Source organism: Burkholderia latens (assembly GCF_001718795.1).
GTDB lineage: Bacteria > Pseudomonadota > Gammaproteobacteria > Burkholderiales > Burkholderiaceae > Burkholderia > Burkholderia latens_A.
This window is the reverse complement of sequence record NZ_CP013435.1, coordinates 1,675,785-1,695,178: the sequence shown is the minus strand read 5'-3', so window position 1 is coordinate 1,695,178 and position 19,394 is coordinate 1,675,785. Positions and strand designations below refer to the sequence as shown.

General features: G+C 65.8%; 14 protein-coding genes. 1 reads left to right on the top strand and 13 read right to left on the bottom strand.

Annotated elements, in window-relative coordinates; translation table 11 throughout:
• Nucleotides 1–91: 91 nt before the first annotated feature.
• Complete coding sequence (locus tag WK25_RS07985; protein ID WP_059544167.1) at nucleotides 92–1,369, top strand: M23 family metallopeptidase; 1,278 nt, start codon at nucleotides 92–94, stop codon at nucleotides 1,367–1,369.
• A 154-nt stretch (nucleotides 1,370–1,523) separates the two neighbouring features.
• Here the strand turns inward: WK25_RS07985 and WK25_RS07980 are convergent, their stop codons facing one another.
• The 13 genes from WK25_RS07980 to WK25_RS07920 all read right to left on the bottom strand — a co-directional run bounded on the left by WK25_RS07980 (nucleotide 1,524) and on the right by WK25_RS07920 (nucleotide 19,168).
• Nucleotides 1,524–2,249, bottom strand: a complete 726-nt coding sequence (locus WK25_RS07980) for an amino acid ABC transporter permease (RefSeq protein WP_069241373.1) — start codon at nucleotides 2,247–2,249, stop codon at nucleotides 1,524–1,526.
• Between the two features lie 2 nt (nucleotides 2,250–2,251).
• The gene (locus WK25_RS07975) at nucleotides 2,252–2,974 is read right to left on the bottom strand and encodes an amino acid ABC transporter permease (RefSeq protein WP_069241372.1); all 723 of its coding nucleotides are present in this window, start codon (nucleotides 2,972–2,974) and stop codon (nucleotides 2,252–2,254) included.
• A 109-nt stretch (nucleotides 2,975–3,083) separates the two neighbouring features.
• Complete coding sequence (locus WK25_RS07970; RefSeq protein WP_040144943.1) at nucleotides 3,084–3,899, bottom strand: ABC transporter substrate-binding protein; 816 nt, start codon at nucleotides 3,897–3,899, stop codon at nucleotides 3,084–3,086.
• A 449-nt stretch (nucleotides 3,900–4,348) separates the two neighbouring features.
• The gene (locus WK25_RS07965; RefSeq protein WP_040144151.1) at nucleotides 4,349–5,653 is read right to left on the bottom strand and encodes an MFS family transporter; all 1,305 of its coding nucleotides are present in this window, start codon (nucleotides 5,651–5,653) and stop codon (nucleotides 4,349–4,351) included.
• Nucleotides 5,654–5,884: 231 nt separating this feature from the next.
• Entirely contained in the window at nucleotides 5,885–7,564 is a 1,680-nt protein-coding gene (locus WK25_RS07960; protein ID WP_040144150.1) for a SpoVR family protein, read from the bottom strand.
• On the bottom strand, nucleotides 7,561–8,829 hold the full coding sequence (locus WK25_RS07955) for a YeaH/YhbH family protein (protein ID WP_040144149.1): 1,269 nt from the start codon (nucleotides 8,827–8,829) through the stop codon (nucleotides 7,561–7,563). The genes WK25_RS07960 and WK25_RS07955 overlap by 4 nt, the downstream gene beginning before the upstream one ends.
• A 125-nt stretch (nucleotides 8,830–8,954) precedes the next feature.
• On the bottom strand, nucleotides 8,955–10,877 hold the full coding sequence (locus WK25_RS07950; RefSeq protein WP_040144148.1) for a PrkA family serine protein kinase: 1,923 nt from the start codon (nucleotides 10,875–10,877) through the stop codon (nucleotides 8,955–8,957).
• Nucleotides 10,878–11,387: 510 nt separating this feature from the next.
• A complete protein-coding gene (locus WK25_RS07945; protein ID WP_069241371.1) occupies nucleotides 11,388–13,184 on the bottom strand; it encodes a methyl-accepting chemotaxis protein in 1,797 nt (598 codons plus the stop codon).
• Between the two features lie 266 nt (nucleotides 13,185–13,450).
• Entirely contained in the window at nucleotides 13,451–14,380 is a 930-nt protein-coding gene (rbsK, locus tag WK25_RS07940; protein ID WP_069241370.1) for a ribokinase, read from the bottom strand.
• A complete protein-coding gene (locus WK25_RS07935; protein WP_040144146.1) occupies nucleotides 14,377–15,408 on the bottom strand; it encodes a LacI family DNA-binding transcriptional regulator in 1,032 nt (343 codons plus the stop codon). The genes rbsK and WK25_RS07935 overlap by 4 nt, the downstream gene beginning before the upstream one ends.
• A 35-nt stretch (nucleotides 15,409–15,443) precedes the next feature.
• On the bottom strand, nucleotides 15,444–16,463 hold the full coding sequence (locus tag WK25_RS07930) for an ABC transporter permease (protein WP_040144145.1): 1,020 nt from the start codon (nucleotides 16,461–16,463) through the stop codon (nucleotides 15,444–15,446).
• On the bottom strand, nucleotides 16,460–18,073 hold the full coding sequence (locus WK25_RS07925; RefSeq protein WP_069241369.1) for a sugar ABC transporter ATP-binding protein: 1,614 nt from the start codon (nucleotides 18,071–18,073) through the stop codon (nucleotides 16,460–16,462). The genes WK25_RS07930 and WK25_RS07925 overlap by 4 nt, the downstream gene beginning before the upstream one ends.
• 141 nt (nucleotides 18,074–18,214) lie before the next feature.
• Complete coding sequence (locus WK25_RS07920; protein ID WP_040144143.1) at nucleotides 18,215–19,168, bottom strand: sugar ABC transporter substrate-binding protein; 954 nt, start codon at nucleotides 19,166–19,168, stop codon at nucleotides 18,215–18,217.
• Nucleotides 19,169–19,394: the final 226 nt, after the last annotated feature.

Here is a 19,394-nt window from a genome sequence, read left to right as displayed (position 1 = left end):
TTTGTTGCACGCCCGTCGCCTGCCCCCGTCGTCACCCGACGGATGGACCGCCGACGGTCCCTGCCCACACCTCTTTGAACCGCTTTCCTGGATGTGGACACCTTTGGTCAAGCCTGCCGCAACCCCTGATGCTTTCGCGCCCGGCCGCGCGCAGCGCCTCGTGCGCGCGCTCGTGCCGGCCGCCGTGCTCGGCGCCCTTGCCGCCTTCGGTCTCGCCGCCGCGCTGCCTGCCGTTTCGCAACTTCCGGGCGCCGTCGACACCGGCACCGCGGCGCTGCCGCAGCGCGTGCTGTCCGACACGCCGTTTCCCACCGCGCAGCATTTCGTGACGAGCGAACTCGTCCGCACGCTCGGCGAGCGCAACGAATTCGACGAACGCAGCAACCGTAGCGCACAGCCCGGCCTGTTCGCGCCGCTCAGCGCACACCGCAACGACATGCTCGGCTATACGAGCCTGTTCCAGTACGCGGCGCCCGAAAGCGCGCACGGGATGCGCGCGGGCGACATCGAACTCACGCTGTCCGATACGCTGAATCGCCTGGACGTGCCGCCCGAAGTGCGCATCCAGCTCGGCGATCTCGTCAGCGGCAAGGTCGCGATGCGCGCGAGTGCGCAGCGCGGCGACTACTACCGCGTCGCATACGACACGAACAACGGCACGCCGCATCTCAGCGCGGTCGAGCTGCGGGTCGCGGGCCGCACGTTCGGCGCGATCTGGTTCCGCGCGCCGGGCGCCGATCATGGTGCGTACTACGCCCTCGATGGCACGCCGCTCGAAGCGGCGGCATTCACGATGCCGGTCAAGTGGACGCGCATCAGTTCGTTCTTCGGCGAGCGCATCCATCCGCTGTCGCAGGCAATGGCGTTCCATACGGGCGTCGATCTCGCCGCGCCGTCGGGCACGCCCGTCACCGCGGCAGCCGACGGTGTCGTGTCGTTCGTCGGCACCGATCCGGGCGGCTACGGCCGCTACGTGATCGTCGATCACGCGGATGGCTATTCGACGTACTACGCGCACCTGTCCGCGTACGCGCGCGGGCTGAAAGTCGGCGAAACCGTCAAGCAGGGGCAGCGCATCGGTTCGGTCGGGATGACGGGCGCGGCCACCGGCCCGCACCTGCACTTCGAAGTGCGCGTCGCGAACGATCCGGTCGATCCGCTCGTCACGCTTGCGAGCGCGCAGACGGGGCTGTCCGACATGCAGCTCACCGCATTCCGTCAGGAGGCCGCGCAATGGCGCTTCCGCCTGGCATCGATCAGCACGGCGCCGTTCGCATTCGCGCAAAGCGACGGCCCGCTGTGGGGGGACTTCGCGACCGGCCCGTCCACGCTGCGTGCGGTGTTCGATACGCACTACAGCGCGTCCTGACGCGCACGCGAACGCGGTCCGCCGATATTTACGCGACGAAGCCGCCAAGCATCGCAGCACACCGATGGCCGTCGCCGCTCGGTGCAGCGGCGACGTGGCGGCGTTCCCGCCTCATCGCCGCAAATCCGCCGCGTGAATCGCACGCGGCACGCCGTCACCGCGCGGGTTCGGTGCGTTCGCGCGTCGCCTGCGCGATGCGCGCCTCACGCGGACGGCGCGACAGCAACCATCGCGCCGCGCCGTCGAGCGACGTGCACAGCACCAGGTAGATCGCCGCGACGAACAGAAAGACCGGGGCCGGATACACCATCAATCTGTTGTTCACCTGTGTCGCGACGAACGACAGTTCGGGCACCCCGACGATATACGCGAGCGACGTGTCCTTCACCAGCGCGACCCACTGGTTGACGAACGACGGCGTCATGATCCGTATCGCCTGCGGCAGCAGCACGTAGCGCACCGTCTGCCAGCGCGTGAGCCCGAGCGACAATCCCGCCTGCCGCTGTCCGTCGCCGGCTGCGACGATACCCGCGTGCACCGCGTGCGCGAGATACGCGCCGCCGACCAGCGCGAGCGCGCACACGACCGTCGCGAGGCCCGGCACGTCCATGTGCAGCAGCATCGGCATCAGGAAGTACGTCCAGAAGACGAGCATCAGCACCGGAATCGCGCGGAAGAAACCGACGAACGCGAGCAGCAGCACGCGTGACGGCCCGCGCGCGAGCGCCATCGCGACGCCGAGCGCCACGCCGAGCACCGCCGAACCGACGGCCGACGCGATCGCGAGCACGAGCGACAGCGCAGCGCCGCCGAGCGGGCCGTCCGGAAACGCACCGACCAGCAGGTACGGAACGTTGGAGAACAGCAGTGCGAAGTCCATCGTCAACGCCCTGCCCCGAGCCGGTCGCGCCATTGTGTCGCCGTATACGCGCCGGCCTCGATCGCGGCTACCGCCGCAACGTACAGCACGGTCGCCACGCCGAACGCGGCGAACGTCTTGAACGTCTCGGTCTCGACCTGCCGCGACGCATACGACAGCTCGGCGACGCCAATCGCCATCGCGAGCGACGAGTTCTTCACGAGGTTCATGTATTGGCCGAACAGCGGCGGCAGCGCAATGCGAACGGCCTGCGGCAGCACCACGTAGCGCAGTGACTGCAGCGGCGTGAGCCCGAGCGCCGCGGCCGCATCATGTTGCGCGCGGCGCACGCCGCGCAGCCCGGCTTCGCATTCCTTGGCGACGAACGCGGCCGTATATGCGCTCAGCCCGACCCAGCCCGCGACGAATTCGAACGACGGCCACGCGAGCGTGAGCGGCCCCGTGCCGAGCTCATGGCGAGCATTCAGCCATGCGACCCATGGATCGGGCAGCAGCGACGCAACGCCGAAATACCAGAACAGCAACTGCACGAGCAGCGGCGTGTTGCGAAACGCGACGATGTAGCCTGCCGCGAGCGTGCGAAGTGTCCGGGCGCGAGCATGCCGCGCGACGGCCAGCAGCAGCCCGCCGACGCTCGCGGCGAGCGCCGATGCCGCCGCGAGGCCGAGCGTCAACAGGAAGCCGTGCCAGAGCCACGACAGATATTTGGGAGCCAACCCGAGCATGCGATGGTGTGGTCGCGCAGTACACGCCGCGAAAAAGGATGTAGAAAGCGCCGCGATCCATGCGCGCCGGCATTGCCGGCGTCCGATCGCGGCGCGCCCGGTATGCGGCTCAGGTCTTGTCGCCGATGCGGAAGATGCGCGTGAGCGGCGTCTTCGTCGTCGGCCCGAACCATGCGTCGTAGATCCGCGCCGCGCGGCCGTTCGCCTCGAGCCCCTTCAGCGTGTCGTTCACGAAGCCGAGCAGCCGCGTTTCGCCCTTCGGCACGCCGACACCCATGTAGTCGTTCGAGATCGTGAACGGAGGAATTTCGTAGTTCTGCTTGTCGGGCACGTTCGCGAGCAGGCCGATCAGTTTCGGCCCGTCCTGCGTGATCGCCTGCACGTTGCCGGCGCGCAGCGCGGCGAACGCGAACGGCGTGTCGTCGTACGCGACGATCGTCGCCTTCGGGAATTTCTCGCGCAGCGTGATCTCGTTCGTCGTGCCCTTGTCCGCACCCACGCGCAGCGTGTTCAACTGGTCCGCCGACTTCAGCACGCCCTTCTTCGCGAGAAACTGCTGGCCCGACGAGAAATACGGAATACTGAAGTCGACCTGCTTCGCGCGCTCGTCGGTGATCGTGAAGTTCGCGAGCACGAGGTCGACCTTGCCCGACGTCAGGAACGGAATGCGGTTCGCGGGGTTCGTCGGCTGCAGCTGCAGCTTCACGCCGAGCTTGTCGGCGAGCGCCTTCGCATAGTCGACGTCGAGGCCGACGATGTGATTGCTTTTCGCGTCGACATAACCGAACGGCGGGTTGCTGTCGAACGTCGCGACGCGCAGCACGCCGGCCTTCTTGATGTCGTCGAGCCGATCCGCGTGCGCGAGCGTGCCTGCGGTGACGAGCGCGGCCCCGACGAGCCACGTGGCGAGAGTGTGGAATTTCATGAGCACGACCTGATTTGTTATGAAGGCCGCCGCGGATCGCGCGGCGGCCGGTTCGAGGAACATCGCGACGCAGTGTGTGTCGCCGCGAAGCCGCTAACGTATCAGCGCGTTCGGCAATTTCGAACCAACAAATGGTGCTTAGCTCTGCGGGTTTCGTGATGACGCGTGCACGGCTGCGGCGCACTCTGCGCACACGCAAAAAAACGCCCGCTGCACGCAGCGGGCGCGAATCCCAGTCAAGGAGGTGTCACACGAACTACGGGCACAGAATAAAAGCATCGTACGCGGCGAACAACGAAGCGATTTCGATATCGATATCGCGGGTCGCGCGATGAGCTTGCACGCGGCGATGCGAACGCGCCGCACATGAAAAAACGGCGCGCCGCCTGCGTGGCGGCGCGCCGTTTCGGTGCGTCGCACCGGTGCGGGCAGCGTGGCCGCCCAGCCGATCACGGCTCGTGACGCAGATACCCTTCCTTGCTCGGATCGCGCATCCGCCACGACACGATCAGCGAGATCGCGCACAGCGCGGTCACGTACCAGTAGAACGTTTCCTCGCTGCCGATCGACTTGAACCACAGCGCGACGTATTCTGCCGAACCGCCGAAGATCGCGTTCGCGACCGCGTACGACAGGCCGACGCCCATCGCGCGCACTTCGGGCGGGAACATCTCGGCCTTGATGAGGCCGCTGATCGACGTGTAGAAGCTGACGATCGCCAGCGCGACGGTAACGAGCACGAATGCGGCCGTCGGGCTCGTCACGGTCTTCAGCGCGTGCATCAGCGGCACCGTGCCGATCACCGCAAACGTGCCGAACAGGATCATCGACGTGCGGCGGCCGATCTTGTCGGACAGCGCGCCGAACACCGGTTGCATCAGCATGTAGACGAGCAGCGCGACGGTCATCACGTTGCTGGCCGTCTTCGCATGCATGCCGGCGGTGTTGACCAGGTACTTCTGCATGTACGTCGTGAACGTATAGAAGATCAGCGAGCCGCCCGCCGTGAAGCCGACCACCGTGAAGAACGCGCCCTTGTGCTGCCACACGCCGCGGATCGTGCCCGCATCCTTCTTGTCGCGCGACGCGCTCGTCGACGTTTCGTCGAGCGATTTGCGCAGGTACAGCGAGATCAGCGCGGCCGCCGCACCGACGACGAACGGAATGCGCCAGCCCCACGCTTTCAGTTCGCCCGCCGACAGCGTCTGCTGCAGGATCACAAGCACCAGCAGCGCGCACAGCTGCCCGCCGATCAGCGTCACGTACTGGAACGACGCGAAGAAGCCGCGGCGCCCCTTCAGCGCGACTTCACTCATGTAGGTCGCGCTGGTACCGTATTCGCCGCCGACGGACAGCCCCTGGAACAGTCGCGCGACGAGCAGCAGTGCCGGCGCGAGCGCGCCGATCTGCGCATAGGTCGGCAGCACCGCGATCACGAGCGACCCGCCGCACATCATCAGCACCGAGATCATCATCGCCGTGCGCCGGCCGTGGCGGTCGGCGATGCGGCCGAACAGCCAGCCGCCGATCGGACGCATCAGGAAGCCGGCCGCGAACACGCCCGCCGTGTTCAGCAGTTGCGTCGTCGTGTTGCCGCTGGGGAAGAACGCCGGCGCGAAGTACAGCGCGCAAAACGAGTAGATGTAGAAGTCGAACCACTCGACGAGGTTGCCCGACGAGGCGCCGACGATGGCGAACACGCGCCGCCGGGTGTCATGCGCGGACAGCGCAGCTTGGTCGCTCTGGACGTCCATGGGTTGGTCTGTTCCTTTTAGTGCTTTCTGGGCGAGACGGCTCGAGGGCCGCCGCGTGCGGTCGCACGTGGCACCGGTTCCGGCGCACGGTGCTACGGGATTTTAGCGAAATGTAAAGTAACGGGCGCTCCGGGTTCGTCCCGATGTAGAAAAATTTTCTCCGGCAACGCGTTCGTCATATGAAAACGCCAGCGCTGAGGCTGGCGTTTCATGCAAGCTATTCTTCGTCGATCACACGCGCACCTCCGGGGGCACGTACCGGCACTCGTAGCGCTTGCGCACGGTGCCCGCCTCGTCGACGCTCTCCAGGAACACGTCGAACTGCCAGAGCCGCGCCATGTGCTTGAGCACTTCCTCGCTGTCGTTGGACAGATGGCGGTTGTCGGTCATGAAGTGACGCAGCGTGAGGCTGCGGTCGCCGCGCGTGTTCACGGCCCACACCTGGATGTTCGGCTCGCGATGATGGATGTCGTACTGCCGCGACAACGCCTGCCGCACGTACTGGTAACCGGATTCGTCGTGGATCGCCGACACCTCCAGCGAATCGCGCATGTCGTCGTCGAGCACCGAGAACAGTCGCATCTCGCGGATCAGGTTCGGCGACAGGTACTGCGCAATGAAGCTCTCGTCCTTGAAGTTGCGCATCGCATAGTGCATCGCCGGCAGCCACGGCGTGCCCGCGATCTCCGGAAACCACTTGTAGTCTTCCTCCGTCGGCGCTTCGCAAATCCGCCGGATGTCGCTCATCATCGAGAAGCCGAGCGCATACGGATTGATCCCGCTGTAGTACGGCTTCGTGACGGGCGGCTGATACACCACGTTGCTGTGCGAATGCAGGAACTCCATCATGAAGCCGTCTTCCAGCTTGCCCTGGTTGTACAGCGTATTGAGCAGCGTGTAGTGCCAGAACGTCGCCCAGCCTTCGTTCATCACCTGCGTCTGCCGCTGCGGATAGAAGTACTGGCCGATCTTGCGCACGATGCGGATCACTTCCCGCTCCCACGGCTCGAGCAGCGGCGCATTCTTCTCGGCGAAATACAGCAGGTTCTCCTGCGGCTCCGGCGGATAGCGTTCCTCCTGCTCTTCCGCGAGCTCAGGCTTGCGGCCCGGCAGTGTGCGCCACAGCTCGTTGACCTGCGACTGCAGATACGCCTCGCGTTCGCGGCGCAGCGCAGCCTCTTTCGACAGCGAAGGCTTCTGCGGCCGCTTGTAGCGGTCGACGCCGTAGTTCATCAGCGCATGGCACGAATCGAGCAGTTCCTCGACGCGGTCGAGGCCATAACGCTCCTCGCATTCGGCGACGTAGTTCTTCGCGTACACGAGGTAATCGATGATCGCGTGCGCATCGGTCCACAGCCTGAACAGGTAGTTGCCCTTGAAGAACGAATTGTGTCCGTACGCCGCATGCGCGATCACCAGCGCCTGCATCGTCATCGTGTTCTCTTCCATCAGGTACGCGATGCACGGATTCGAGTTGATGACGATTTCGTACGCGAGGCCCATCTGGCCGCGGCGATAGCTTTTCTCGGTCGCGAGGAAATGCTTGCCGAACGACCAGTGGCGATAATTGACCGGCATCCCGACCGACGCATACGCATCCATCATCTGCTCGGCGCTGATCAGTTCGAGCTGGATCGGATAGATGTCGAGTTCGTATTGCTCGGCGACCTGCGCGATGTGCGTGTCGTATTCCTCGAGCAGTTCGAACGTCCAGTCGGACGGACACGGCAACGGCTTGCGTTCGGCAACGTTCATACGCGCTTCCTTTTGCCCGGCGGCGGGCAAGTCGGCGGCCGGCGGCGCCGGTTCGGCCGGGCCGCGTTGCTGCGATGCGGCAGTGCCGGACGTATCGTCGCCGGAAGGGCGCGGCGTGTAGCCGCGCGACTCGTTGTGCAGATGGCGGCTCGTCATGACATTTCCACCTGCTTTTCGAACAATTCGCGAAACACCGGGTAAATATCGGCAGCCGATTCGACTTTCTTCATCGCCAGATGCGGTTGCGACAGCGCGAGCTGCGCGTATTCCAGCCACAGATTCTGCTCTTCCGGCGCGACCTGGATATACGCGAAGTAGCGCGTCTTGGTGAGGATATCCTCTTCGAGGATTTTGCGACACTTCGGCGAATCGTCAGTCCAGTTGTCGCCGTCGGACGCCTGCGCACCGTAAATGTTCCATTCGGTCGGCGAATAGCGCTCGTTCATCACCTTGCGCATCAGTTCGAGTGCGCTCGACACCACGGTGCCGCCGCTTTCGGTCGAATGGAAGAACGTATCCTCGTCGACTTCCTCCGCGCGCGTGTGGTGCCGGATGAACACGACCTCGATACGCTCGTAGTTGCGCTTCAGGAACAGATACAACAGGATGAAGAAGCGCTTCGCGAGATCCTTGCGCTGCTCGTCCATCGAACCCGACACGTCCATCAGGCAGAACATCACGGCCTGGCTCGACGGCTGCGGTTGCTTCACGCGATTGATGTAACGCAGGTCGAACGGATCGATGAACGGAATCCGCCAAATGCGCCCCTTGAGATGATGGATCTCGGCCTCGAGCGTCGCGATTTCCGCGCGGCGGTCTTCCGTGTCGCTCTTCAATGCTTCGAGCTGCGCCTCGAGCTCGCGCAGTTCATTGACGAGCGGCGAGCCGAGCGCGATGCGCCGGCCGAGCGCGCTTCTGAGCGAACGCACGACGTCGATGTTGTTCGGCGTGCCTTCCGCCGACCAGCCCGCGCGCACGTTTTTCCAGCTCGGCACCGTCAGCAGGTGCGTCTTCACGAGGCGCGGCAGTTCGAGGTCGTCGAAGAAGTACTGCATGAACTCGTCGCGGGACAGTTCGAACACGAAGTCGTCCTGCCCTTCGCCCTCGTTGCTCGCCTGACTGCCGCCGCCACCCGAGCCGCCCTGCGGCCGCGGAATCTTGTCGCCGCGCACGTAGTCCTCGTTGCCGGGGTGCACGTACTCGCGACGGCCGCCCGGCGCGTGCCGGAAATTCGGCTCCGCGATGTCCTTGCGCGGGATCGTGATGCTTTGCGTGCTCTGGATATCCTTGATGCTACGGTCGCGCACCGCGTCGGACACGGCACGACGAATGTAGTTCTTGACGCGACGCAGAAAGCGTTCGCGGTTGGCGATGCTCTTGTTCTTGCCGGCCAGCCTGCGGTCGATGATTTGATGAAGCACTCCCGGTCTCCCGCTCGAAAGTCGATATGCCGGGACGCTCGCCGCACATGCCGTCTGCCGTCATGCGGGCGGCGTCTCTGAAGTCGCCCGTGCGGACGAACCGCACGGGCGCGGTACCGCGCGCGTCATGACGACTTGCGCACGCGCAGGTACCAGTCGCAAAGCAGCCTCACCTGCTTTGGCGTATAGCCCTTCGCGACCATTCGGTTCACAAAGTCCTCATGCTTGCGCTGCTCCTCGGCCGAGCCCTTCGCGTTGAACGAAATGACCGGCAACAGTTCCTCGGTATTCGAGAACATCTTCTTCTCGATCACGACCCGCAACTTCTCGTAGCTCGTCCATACGGGATTCTTCCCGGCATTCGCCGCCCGTGCGCGCAACACGAAGTTCACGATCTCGTTGCGGAAATCCTTCGGATTGCTGATCCCGGCCGGCTTCTCGATCTTCTCCAGCTCCGCGTTCAGCGCGGCGCGATCGAAGCTCTCGCCCGTGTCGTGATCGCGGAATTCCTGGTCCTGGATCCAGAAGTCGGCATACGTGACGTAGCGATCGAAGATGTTCTGCCCGTACTCGGAATACGACTCGAGATACGCGGTCTGGATCTCCTTGCCGATGAACTCCGCGTAGCGCGACGCCAGCACGTCCTTCACGAACGACAGATATTTCTGCTCCGTTTCCGGCGGGAACTGCTCGCGTTCGATCTGCTGTTCGAGCACGTACATCAGATGCACGGGGTTCGCCGCGACTTCGCTCGTATCGAAGTTGAACACGCGCGACAGGATCTTGAACGCGAAGCGCGTCGACACACCGGTCATCCCTTCGTCAACGCCTGCGTAGTCGCGATATTCCTGGTACGACTTCGCTTTCGGATCGGTGTCCTTGAGGTTTTCGCCGTCATACACCTGCATCTTCGAGAACAGGCTCGAATTCTCCGGCTCGTGCAGGCGCGACAGCACCGAGAACTGCGACATCATCTTCAGCGTGCCCGGCGCGCACACGGCTTCCGCGAGCGATGAATTGCGGATCAGCTTCTCGTAGATCTTGATCTCTTCCGACACGCGCAGGCAGTACGGCACCTTCACGACGAAGATCCGGTCGAGCAGTGCTTCGTTGTTGCGGTTGTTGCGGAACGCCTTCCACTCCGACTCGTTCGAGTGCGCGAGAATCACGCCGTCGAACGGAATCGCGCCGAATCCTTCGGTGCCCTTGAAGTTGCCTTCCTGCGTTGCAGTGAGCAACGGGTGCAGCACCTTGATCGGCGCCTTGAACATTTCGACGAATTCGAGCAGGCCCTGGTTCGCGAGACACAGGCCGCCCGAGTAGCTGTATGCGTCGGCATCGTCCTGTGCATACTGCTCGAGCTTGCGAATGTCGACCTTGCCGACGAGCGACGAGATGTCCTGATTGTTTTCGTCGCCAGGCTCCGTCTTGGCGATGCCGATCTGCCGCAGGATCGACGGATAGCGGCGCACCACGCGGAACTGGCGGATGTCGCCGTTGTATTCGTGCAGGCGCTTGACCGCCCACGGACTCAGGATGCTCTTCAGGTAACGGCGCGGAATGCCGTACTGCTCTTCGAGGATCGGGCCGTCTTCATCGTAGTCGAACAGCCCGAGCGGCGATTCGTTGACGGGCGAACCCTTCAGCGAATAGAACGGCACGCGCTCCATCAGCTGCTTCAGACGCTCGGCGATCGACGACTTGCCGCCGCCGACCGGGCCGAGCAGGTAGAGGATCTGCTTCTTCTCTTCGAGCCCTTGCGCAGCGTGGCGGAAATACGCGACCACCTGCTCGATCACTTCCTCCATTCCGTAGAACTCACGGAACGCCGGATAGACCTTGATGACCTTGTTCGCGAAGATCCGCGACAGGCGCGGGTCGTTGCGGGTATCGATTTGTTCCGGTTCCCCGATTGCAGCCAGCATGCGTTCGCCAGCCGTGGCGTACGCTGACGGATCGTTCTTGCAGAGCGCGAGATACTCCTCCAGCGAGAACTCTTCCTCTCGCGTTTTTTCGAAGCGGTTCGCGAAGCTGCTGTAAATATCCATGCTACCTCCCTCGCCTGAGTCTGAAGACGTGCCTGCCTTCTATGACTGCGCAGAAGCAAGCGCGTTCGAATTCATCCTAAACCCTTTCTTATTTTTTTTCACGAACTCTTCGTATGAAGTTCGTCATTCTCGACAACCCCGCTTGGACAACGCATTTCGACGCTTTACAATCGTTGCCCCGAGCCGCAGAAACTGCATCCGCCGCGTCTCGTCGAGCATCGAATCGTCTCGTGCGTTGGACACCTCCGGTGTCGCCACCCTCCCTTCTTCCCCCTCTGCATCCCTATACGTTCGAGCGGTCCTCTGCGATGACGCCGCCCGTGCATCGTTACAAATTTTTTTCGCATCTTCCACGATGGCGCGGCACGCGAATGCACAGACGGAACGCGTGACGACGCGCGGCTGTGTCGGCGCGACTGTCACATTCCGCCGGTCGCGAAAACGACGACGCCCGCATGCCGCGGGCGCCGAGCGTTGCCAAATAGGGATAGATGCGCGAGCCTCCGCGAATCAGAACGTCTCCCAGTCGTCGCCGCCAGCGCCGGCCGCAACCGCCGCCTGTGCAGGCGCGGCGGATGTGGCCACGGGTTTGCGAGCAGACGGAGCAATTGCCGTGCGCTGCGCCGCTGCGTCGCGTACGTCGCGCGCATCCCGCTCGTCACGTGCGGGCGCCGGTGCCGGCGCGGCAACCGGCGTGACCGCCGCGCGCGGCTTTTGACGCACCGCAACGGCGGCGGTCGCACTAGCCGCCGGCCGCACCGCGTCGTCGTCGATCCGGAACACCGACGCCGCCTCGCGCAGGCGTGCCGCCTGTTCGTCGAGTGATTGCGCGGCGGCGGCCGCTTCCTCGACGAGCGCCGCGTTCTGCTGCGTGACTTCGTCCATCTGCGCGACCGCACGCGCGACCTGGTCGATACCGCCGCTCTGTTCTTCGGAAGCCGCCGCGATCTCGCCCATGATGTCGGTCACGCGCTGTACCGCGCTGATCACGTCGCTCATCGTGCGCCCGGCTTCATCGACCAGCGTCGAACCCGTGCGAATACGCTCCACCGACGCGTCGATCAGCGCCTTGATTTCCTTGGCCGCGCTCGACGAGCGCTGCGCGAGGCTGCGCACCTCGCCCGCGACCACCGCGAAACCGCGCCCTTCCTCGCCGGCACGCGCGGCTTCGACGGCCGCGTTCAGCGCCAGAATGTTGGTCTGGAACGCGATTCCCTCGATGATCGCGATGATGTCCGCGATCTTCGCGGAGCTGTCGTTGATCTCGCCCATCGTGCCGACCACCTGGCCGACCACCGTATTACCCTTGTTTGCAATTTCCGACGCATTCGCGGCCAGCGAGCTTGCCTGCCGCGCATTGTCCGCGTTCTGCTTCACGGTGCCCGTCAGCTGTTCCATGCTCGAGGCCGTTTCCTGCAACGCGGCGGCCTGCTCCTCCGTGCGCGACGACAGGTCGATGTTGCCGGCCGCGATCTGCCGCGCCGCGGTCGCAATCGACTCGCTGCCGCCGCGCACCGTGCGCACCGTATCGACGAGCCCGCGCTGCATCCTCGCGAGACCGTCGAGGAGCTGACCCATTTCGTCGCGGCGCTGCACGACGATCGTGCGGCGCAGGTCGCCGGCGGCAATCGCGTCGAAATGCGCGAGCGCGTCCGCGATCGGGCGGCCGATCGCGCGCGTGAGCGTCAGCCACGACAGTGCCGCCGCGACGAAGCCGGCCACCAGCGCGGCGATCGACGCCGCGCGCAGCGTTTCATGCACCGATTCCGCGTGATCGAAGCCCCTCTGCGCATCGCTGAACTGGAAGTTGCGCAGCGCTTCGCTCGCGTTCGCGAGCTCGTTGTACAACACCTGGAGCTGCTTCGCGCCTTCGCCGATCCGGTCGTGGTCGCCCGCCGTGACGAGGCTGCCGAACGCGTCGCAGCTGCGCTGCAGCGCCTGCCGCTTCGCGGCGACGTCCTGCGCGAGCCGGTCTTCCTCCGGGCCGCGCGGCAACGCGAGGTACTTTTGCCACCACGCATCGGACTGCGTGCGCATCGCGCGGCTGCGCTCCACTGCCGCGGCGGAGTCCGGCGTACCCGCCAGCAGCGCCGCACGGTCGAGCGCCAGACGCTCGCGCGCAGCATACGTGTCCGCAACGGCTACGTTGACCGCGCTCGGCATCTGGTTCGTGAAGATTTCGCGCGTCGAGTCGTTCGCCGTCGTCATCCCGTAAATGCCGAGTATGCCGATCGCCGCCAGCAGCACCGCAAGAAACGCCATCGTCAGACCGATGCGCGCACGTATGGTCAGGTTTCGGATCACCATCATTCTTCCTGTGTTGCGTCGTCAAGGACGGGCGAGGCCCGTTTTCGAAACAGTGTTTCGCTCTGACTCATTTACGACCGTCTGTTGCGCAACTTGATGGTATTGACAGCAATTTTCCCCGCAATTCCTTAGTTCATTACGAATTCTTGAATGATGGGGACGATACAACGCACGCCTGCGCGAACGGAAGGCGGCGCGGGTGCCGGTGTCGGGAAATCGGGAAGAAACGGCCGGCGGCACGCGCCGGCCGTGACGGACGACCGAGCCTATTCGGCCAGTTCCGCGAGCGTGGGAATCGACGGCTGCGCGCCGGCGCGCGTGACCGACAGTGCCGCCGCGCGTTGCGCGAAGCGAATCGCGGGATCGACGTCGTCGCCGGCCGCGATCCGCGCGGCAAAGCCGCCGATGAACGTATCGCCGGCCGCGGTCGTGTCGAGCGCGCGTACGACCGGCGCCGGATAATGGCGCGCCGCGCCGTCGGCGGTGAGCGCGAGCACGCCGCGCGCGGAGAGCGTGATCAGCACGTTGCGCGCGCCGGCCGCCTGCAACGCGCGGGCGGCCGCTTCCGCATCGGCCGGATCGCGCACCGGCAGCCCGGTCAGCGCGGCCGCCTCGACCTCGTTCGGGATCAGGTAATCGACGAGCGGCAGCCAGCCGTCCGGCAGCGGCGCGACCGCCGGCGCCGGATTCAGCACCACCGTGCGGCCGAGCCGCCGGCCCGCCGACAGCGCCGCATGCACCGCATCAGGCGGCGTCTCGAGCTGGCAGATCAGCACGTCGGTCGCGGCCAGCGCGGCCTCGTGCCGCGCGACCGTATCGGGCGTGACTTCGCCGTTGCCGCCGGCGACGATCACGATCGTGTTCTGGCTCGCATCGTCGACGACGATCAGCGCGACGCCGGTCGACGCCGCCGTGCTGGTGGACAGCCCCGCGCAATCGATTCCTTCCGCTTCGAGGCCGGCCCGCAGCGCGGCGCCGTGCGCGTCCGCACCGACGCAGCCGATCATCGCGACCCGGGCGCCAAGACGCGCGGCCGCGACGGCCTGATTGCCGCCCTTGCCGCCTGCCGCCTGCGCATACGCTCGGCCGGCGAGCGTCTCGCCCGGCACCGGCAGACGCGGTGCGCGCACGACGAGATCCATGTTGAGGCTGCCGACCACCGTCACCCGGCCGGCGCCCGTGCGGCGCGCCGTCATGCGCGATCGCCGGACGCGGCCGGCTCGCGGTAGATCGCCGTCGATTCGCGCAGCACGAGGCGCGGCGACACGACGCGACGCCGGCTCGGCGCGGCCGACGAGCCGCCGCCAATCCGCTCGATTAGCGTCTGCGCGGCCATCTCGCCGAGCGCGCGCACCGACTGGCCCACCGTAGACAGCGCCGGATACGTGTAACGGGAGAATTCGATGTCGTCGAAACCGATGATCGAGCACTCGTCCGGCACGCGCAGCCCGCGCTCGGCCGCCGCGCGCAGCGCGCCGACGCCCATCAGGTCGTTGCCCGCGAAAATCGCGCTCGGACGCACCGACTCGAACAGCCGGGCCGCCGCGTGGTAGCCGCCAAGGCACGAGAAGTCGCTTTCCGCGATCGCACCCGGCACGATGTCGATCCCGCGCTCGGCCATTGCGCGGATGAAGCCGTGCACGCGCATCGCGCTGACGGCCGTGTCGGTCGGGCCGGTGATGCAGCCGATCTTCGCATGCCCGAGTTCGAGCAGGTGGCGCGTCGCGAGGTAAGCGCCGCGCTCGTGATCGATCTGCACGAGGTCGGCGGCGAGCCCCTCGATGTTGCGGTCGACGACGACGAGCGGCGCGTGCGCGTCGGCAAGCGTCTGCGCGAGCACGGCGTCCTCGCCGGCCGACGCGACGATCAGCCCGTCGATGCGCTTTTCCTGGAGCACGCGCAGGTAGTTGCGCTGCTTCACGGGATCGTCGTCCGAGTTGCAGAAGAACACGCAATAGCCGTTCGCCGCGCACTGGTCCTCGATACCGCGCGCCAGCTCCGCGAAGTACGGATTCGTGCTGTTCGGCACGACGAGGCCGATGGTCGCCGTCGCGCGCGCCTTCAACGAACGCGCCACCGCCGACGGCACGTAGTTCAGCTCGCGGATCGCGCCTTCGACCTTCGCACGCACATCCGCGGACACCGGCCGCGAATTGTTCACCACGTGCGAGACGGTCGTAAACGACACGCCCGCCATGGCCGCCACATCCTTGATCGTCGCCATTTCCCGTTTCTCTCTGGTCTGCTTTCTGTGTAGTTCTACCGGGCGCGCGCGCGCCGGCTGCGATACGTATCGAGCACGACCGCCACCACGATCACCGCCCCGGTGATGATCCGTTTGGTCGGCTCGTTCGCGCCGATCTGCGCGAGTCCGGCGGCCAGCACCGAGATGATCAACACGCCGAAGAACGTGCTGATCACCGAGCCGCGCCCGCCCATCAGGCTCGTGCCGCCGATCACGACGGCGGCGATCACCTGCAGTTCGAGGCCTGCGCCCGCATTCGGGTCGGCGGCCTCGAGCCGCGAAATCTGGAACAGCGACGCGAGCCCCGCGAGCGCCCCCATCAATGCGAATACGAGGATTTTATACGGCCGCGGGTTAACCCCGGCAAGCCGCACTGCCTCCTCGTTCGTGCCGATCCCGACCAGATAACGGCCGAACACGGTGCGCGTCAGCACGAACTGCGCGGCAATCATCACCACGACCGCGATCAGGAACGCCGGCGAGATGCCCAGCGCGATCGGGTTCGACAGGAAATCGAACGCGTCGCCGATGTAGGCCGTGCGCGAATTCGTCAGCTGATACGCGACACCGCGCGCGGCCTCCAGCACGCCGAGCGACACGATGAACGACGGAATCCGCCAGCCCACCGTGATCGCGCCCGTCAGCGAGCCCGTCGCGGTCGCGACCGCGATCCCGATCAGCGCGGCCGGCAACGGCCCCCATTGCCATTTCAGCGCGGCCACGCTGACCATCGACGCGGCCAGCGCGAGCACCGAACCCACCGACAGGTCGATGCCGGCGATGATCAGCACGAAGGTCATCCCGACCGACATCACGACGAGATCGGGGATCTGGTTCGCGATCGTACTGAACGTATCGTAGGTCAGGAAATGCGAGCTCAGCGCCGAAAACAGCGCGATCATCGCGACGAGCGCGCCGGCGAGCCCGAGGTAGTTCGACACGCCGAGCCGCGTGCCGGACAGCGTGCGCGCACGGCGCCCGGTTACGTCCTGCTGCGCGCCGGCGTCGCTCGGGGATACGGGGGGCTGGGTCATTGCTGGGATCCTGTCGTCGAAGTGCCGGAAGCCGCGCGCGGCGCCGCTCCCGCGTCCGGATGGCGCACGCCTTCAGGCAGCGCTGCGCGGCCGAAGCCGGCGAACGCCGCCGCCAGCAGCGCATCCTGGGTCCAGTTGCCGCGCTCGAACACGGCGGTCATGCGGCCGGCCGACATCACGCCGATCCGGTCGCAAATCAGCATCAGTTCGCGCAGATCGCTCGATACGACGACCAGCGCACGGCCTTCGCGCGCGAGCGCGCCCATCAGCGTGTAGATCTCGAACTTCGCGCCGACGTCGATTCCGCGGGTCGGCTCGTCGAACAGCAGCACGCCCATGTCGCGTGCGAGCCAGCGGCCGATCACGACCTTTTGCTGGTTGCCGCCCGACAGTTCGCCGACGGCCTGCGCGGCGCCGTGGGTACGGATCCGCAACGCGTCGATCTGCTGCTCGGCGAGCGCCGTCTCGCGCGCCGTATCGACGATGCCGCCGCGCGCGAGCCGGTCGAGCTGGCCGAGCGACACGTTCGACGTGACCGATTGCGTCAGCAGCAGCCCCTCACCCTTGCGATCCTCGGTGATCAGCGCGATGCCGTGCCTGACCGCGTCGACCGGCGACTCGATGCGCACCGGCTTCGGCGGATCGCCGACCGCGATGGTTCCCGCATCCGGCGTATCGGCGCCGTAGATCAGGCGCAGCAATTCGGTGCGCCCGGCGCCGATCAGCCCCGAAATGCCGAAGATTTCGCCGGCGCGCACTTCCAGCGACACGTCGCGCACCGCCGTGCCGCGCGTCATCCCGGACACCGCGAGCCGCGGCGCGCCGAGCCGGCGCACGCCGAGATCGATGTGCTCGCCGATCTCGCGCCCGACCATCAGCGTGACGAGCGCGTCGGACGTCGTCGCGGCCATGTCGCCCACATGCACGAGCCGGCCGTCGCGCAGCACCGCGACGCGCTCGGCGACCCGCGCGAGTTCCTCGAGCCGGTGCGAAATATAGACGATCGCGACGCCGCGCGCCTTCAGCCTGTCGATCTGCTCGAACAGCAGTTCGACTTCGCGCGCGGTCAGCATTGCGGTCGGCTCGTCGAGAATCAGCACGCGACAGTCGCCGATCAGATTGCGCGCAATCTCGACCATCTGCTGGTGGCCGATGCCAAGCGCGCCGACCGGCGTGTCGGGATCGACCGAATCGAGCCCGACCTGCGCCATCGCGGCACGCGCGTCGTCCCGCAGCCGCGCACGGTCGATGATGCCGAAGCGGCGCGGCAGACGGTTCAGAAACAGGTTTTCGGCGACGGTCAGCGTCGGCAGCAGGTTCAGTTCCTGCATCACCATGCGCACGCCGAGCGCCTCGGCCTGCGTGCGGCTCGCCGGCGCATAGGCTTCGCCGCCGAGCAGCATCGTGCCCGCCGTCGGATCGACGAGGCCGCCGATGATCTTCGACAGCGTGCTCTTGCCCGCACCGTTCTCGCCGGTCAGCGCGAGCGCTTCGCCGGCCGCGAGCGTCAGCGTGACGTCGGCGAGCACGGGTTCGGCATAGGTCTTGCCGATGCCGGCGACGGACAGTACGGGAACGGCTGAACGGGAGGGTTGGAAGGTCGGTTCCATCGCGATCCTGGTTGCGGCCGCGCGCGGGGCGCGGATATGACGCTCACAAGTGCAAGTGCATGCAGTGGCCGTGATCGCGCTCACCCCGTATAACGGCCGCCGCCCCGGATTCTTGAGGGAGGCGGCCGCAACGGCGCGGCGTTACTTCGTCACGAGGTCCACCGGCGTCTCGACCACACCGGTCATGTCGGCCTGCTTGCGATGCTCGGCGATCGCCTTGAGCGCCGTGTCGATGCCGAATACTGCCTGCTTCGCGGCGTACTGGTCGGCGGTCGCGAGCACGCGGCCGTCCTTGAGCATCGGCTTGATCGCATTGATGTTGTCGTAGCCGACCACGAACACCTTGCCCTGCTTGCCCGCCGCACGCACGGCCGACACGGCGCCGATCGCCATGTTGTCGTTGCCGCACAGCAGTGCGCGCAGGTTCGGGTATTCGTTGAGCATTGCGGACGCGACCGCGTTGCCCTTGTCGATCTCCCATTCGCCTGACTGCACCGACACGACCTTCATCCCGCCTGCCTTCATCGCGTCCTGGAAACCGGCCGTGCGCTGCTGCGCGTTGGTCGTCGTCGACACGCCTTCGATGATGCCGACCTGGTCGCCGGCCTTCAGCCGCTTCGCGAGGTAGTCGCCGATCTTGCGCGCGCCCTTGCGGTTGTCGGGACCGACGAACGGCACATTCAGATTTTTCGACTTCAGCACGTCGGGATCGAGCCGGTTGTCGATGTTCACGACGATGATCCCCGCATCGACGGCCTTCTTCACGACCGGCACGAGCGCTTTCGAATCCGCCGGCGCAAGCACGATAGCGTCGACCTTCGACACGATCATCTGCTCGACGATGCGGATCTGGTTCGCGGTGTCGGTCTCGTCCTTGATGCCGTTGGTGATCAGGTCGAACTGCGCGGCGTTGTGCTTCTGGTACTCCTTCGCGCCATTCTCCATCGTCAGGAAAAACTCGTTGGCGAGCGACTTCATCACGAGCGCGACCTTCGGCTTGGCCGCAGACTGCGCGTGAACGGCCGCCGGTGCGGCAGCGACCGCGACCGCGGCAAGCGCGGCGGTCAGAAAGCGACGGCGAAACAGGACATTCATACACATCTCCTGGCGACTGGCCCGACGGGCCGGATTGTTATTCGACTGTTGTTTTAATGTGAGCAAACGTTTGCGCCACACTACCCGGGCAATGGCCATCGATGCTGCTTGTCGGTACCAAGGAATGGAGCGAGGCAGACGGCCGACTGCCTGGCGCGTGCTGTCGTCGACGCGCCGCCGCCAGCGGGGACGCCAGCGGAGTGACGGCTATGCTGTACCGTTTCTA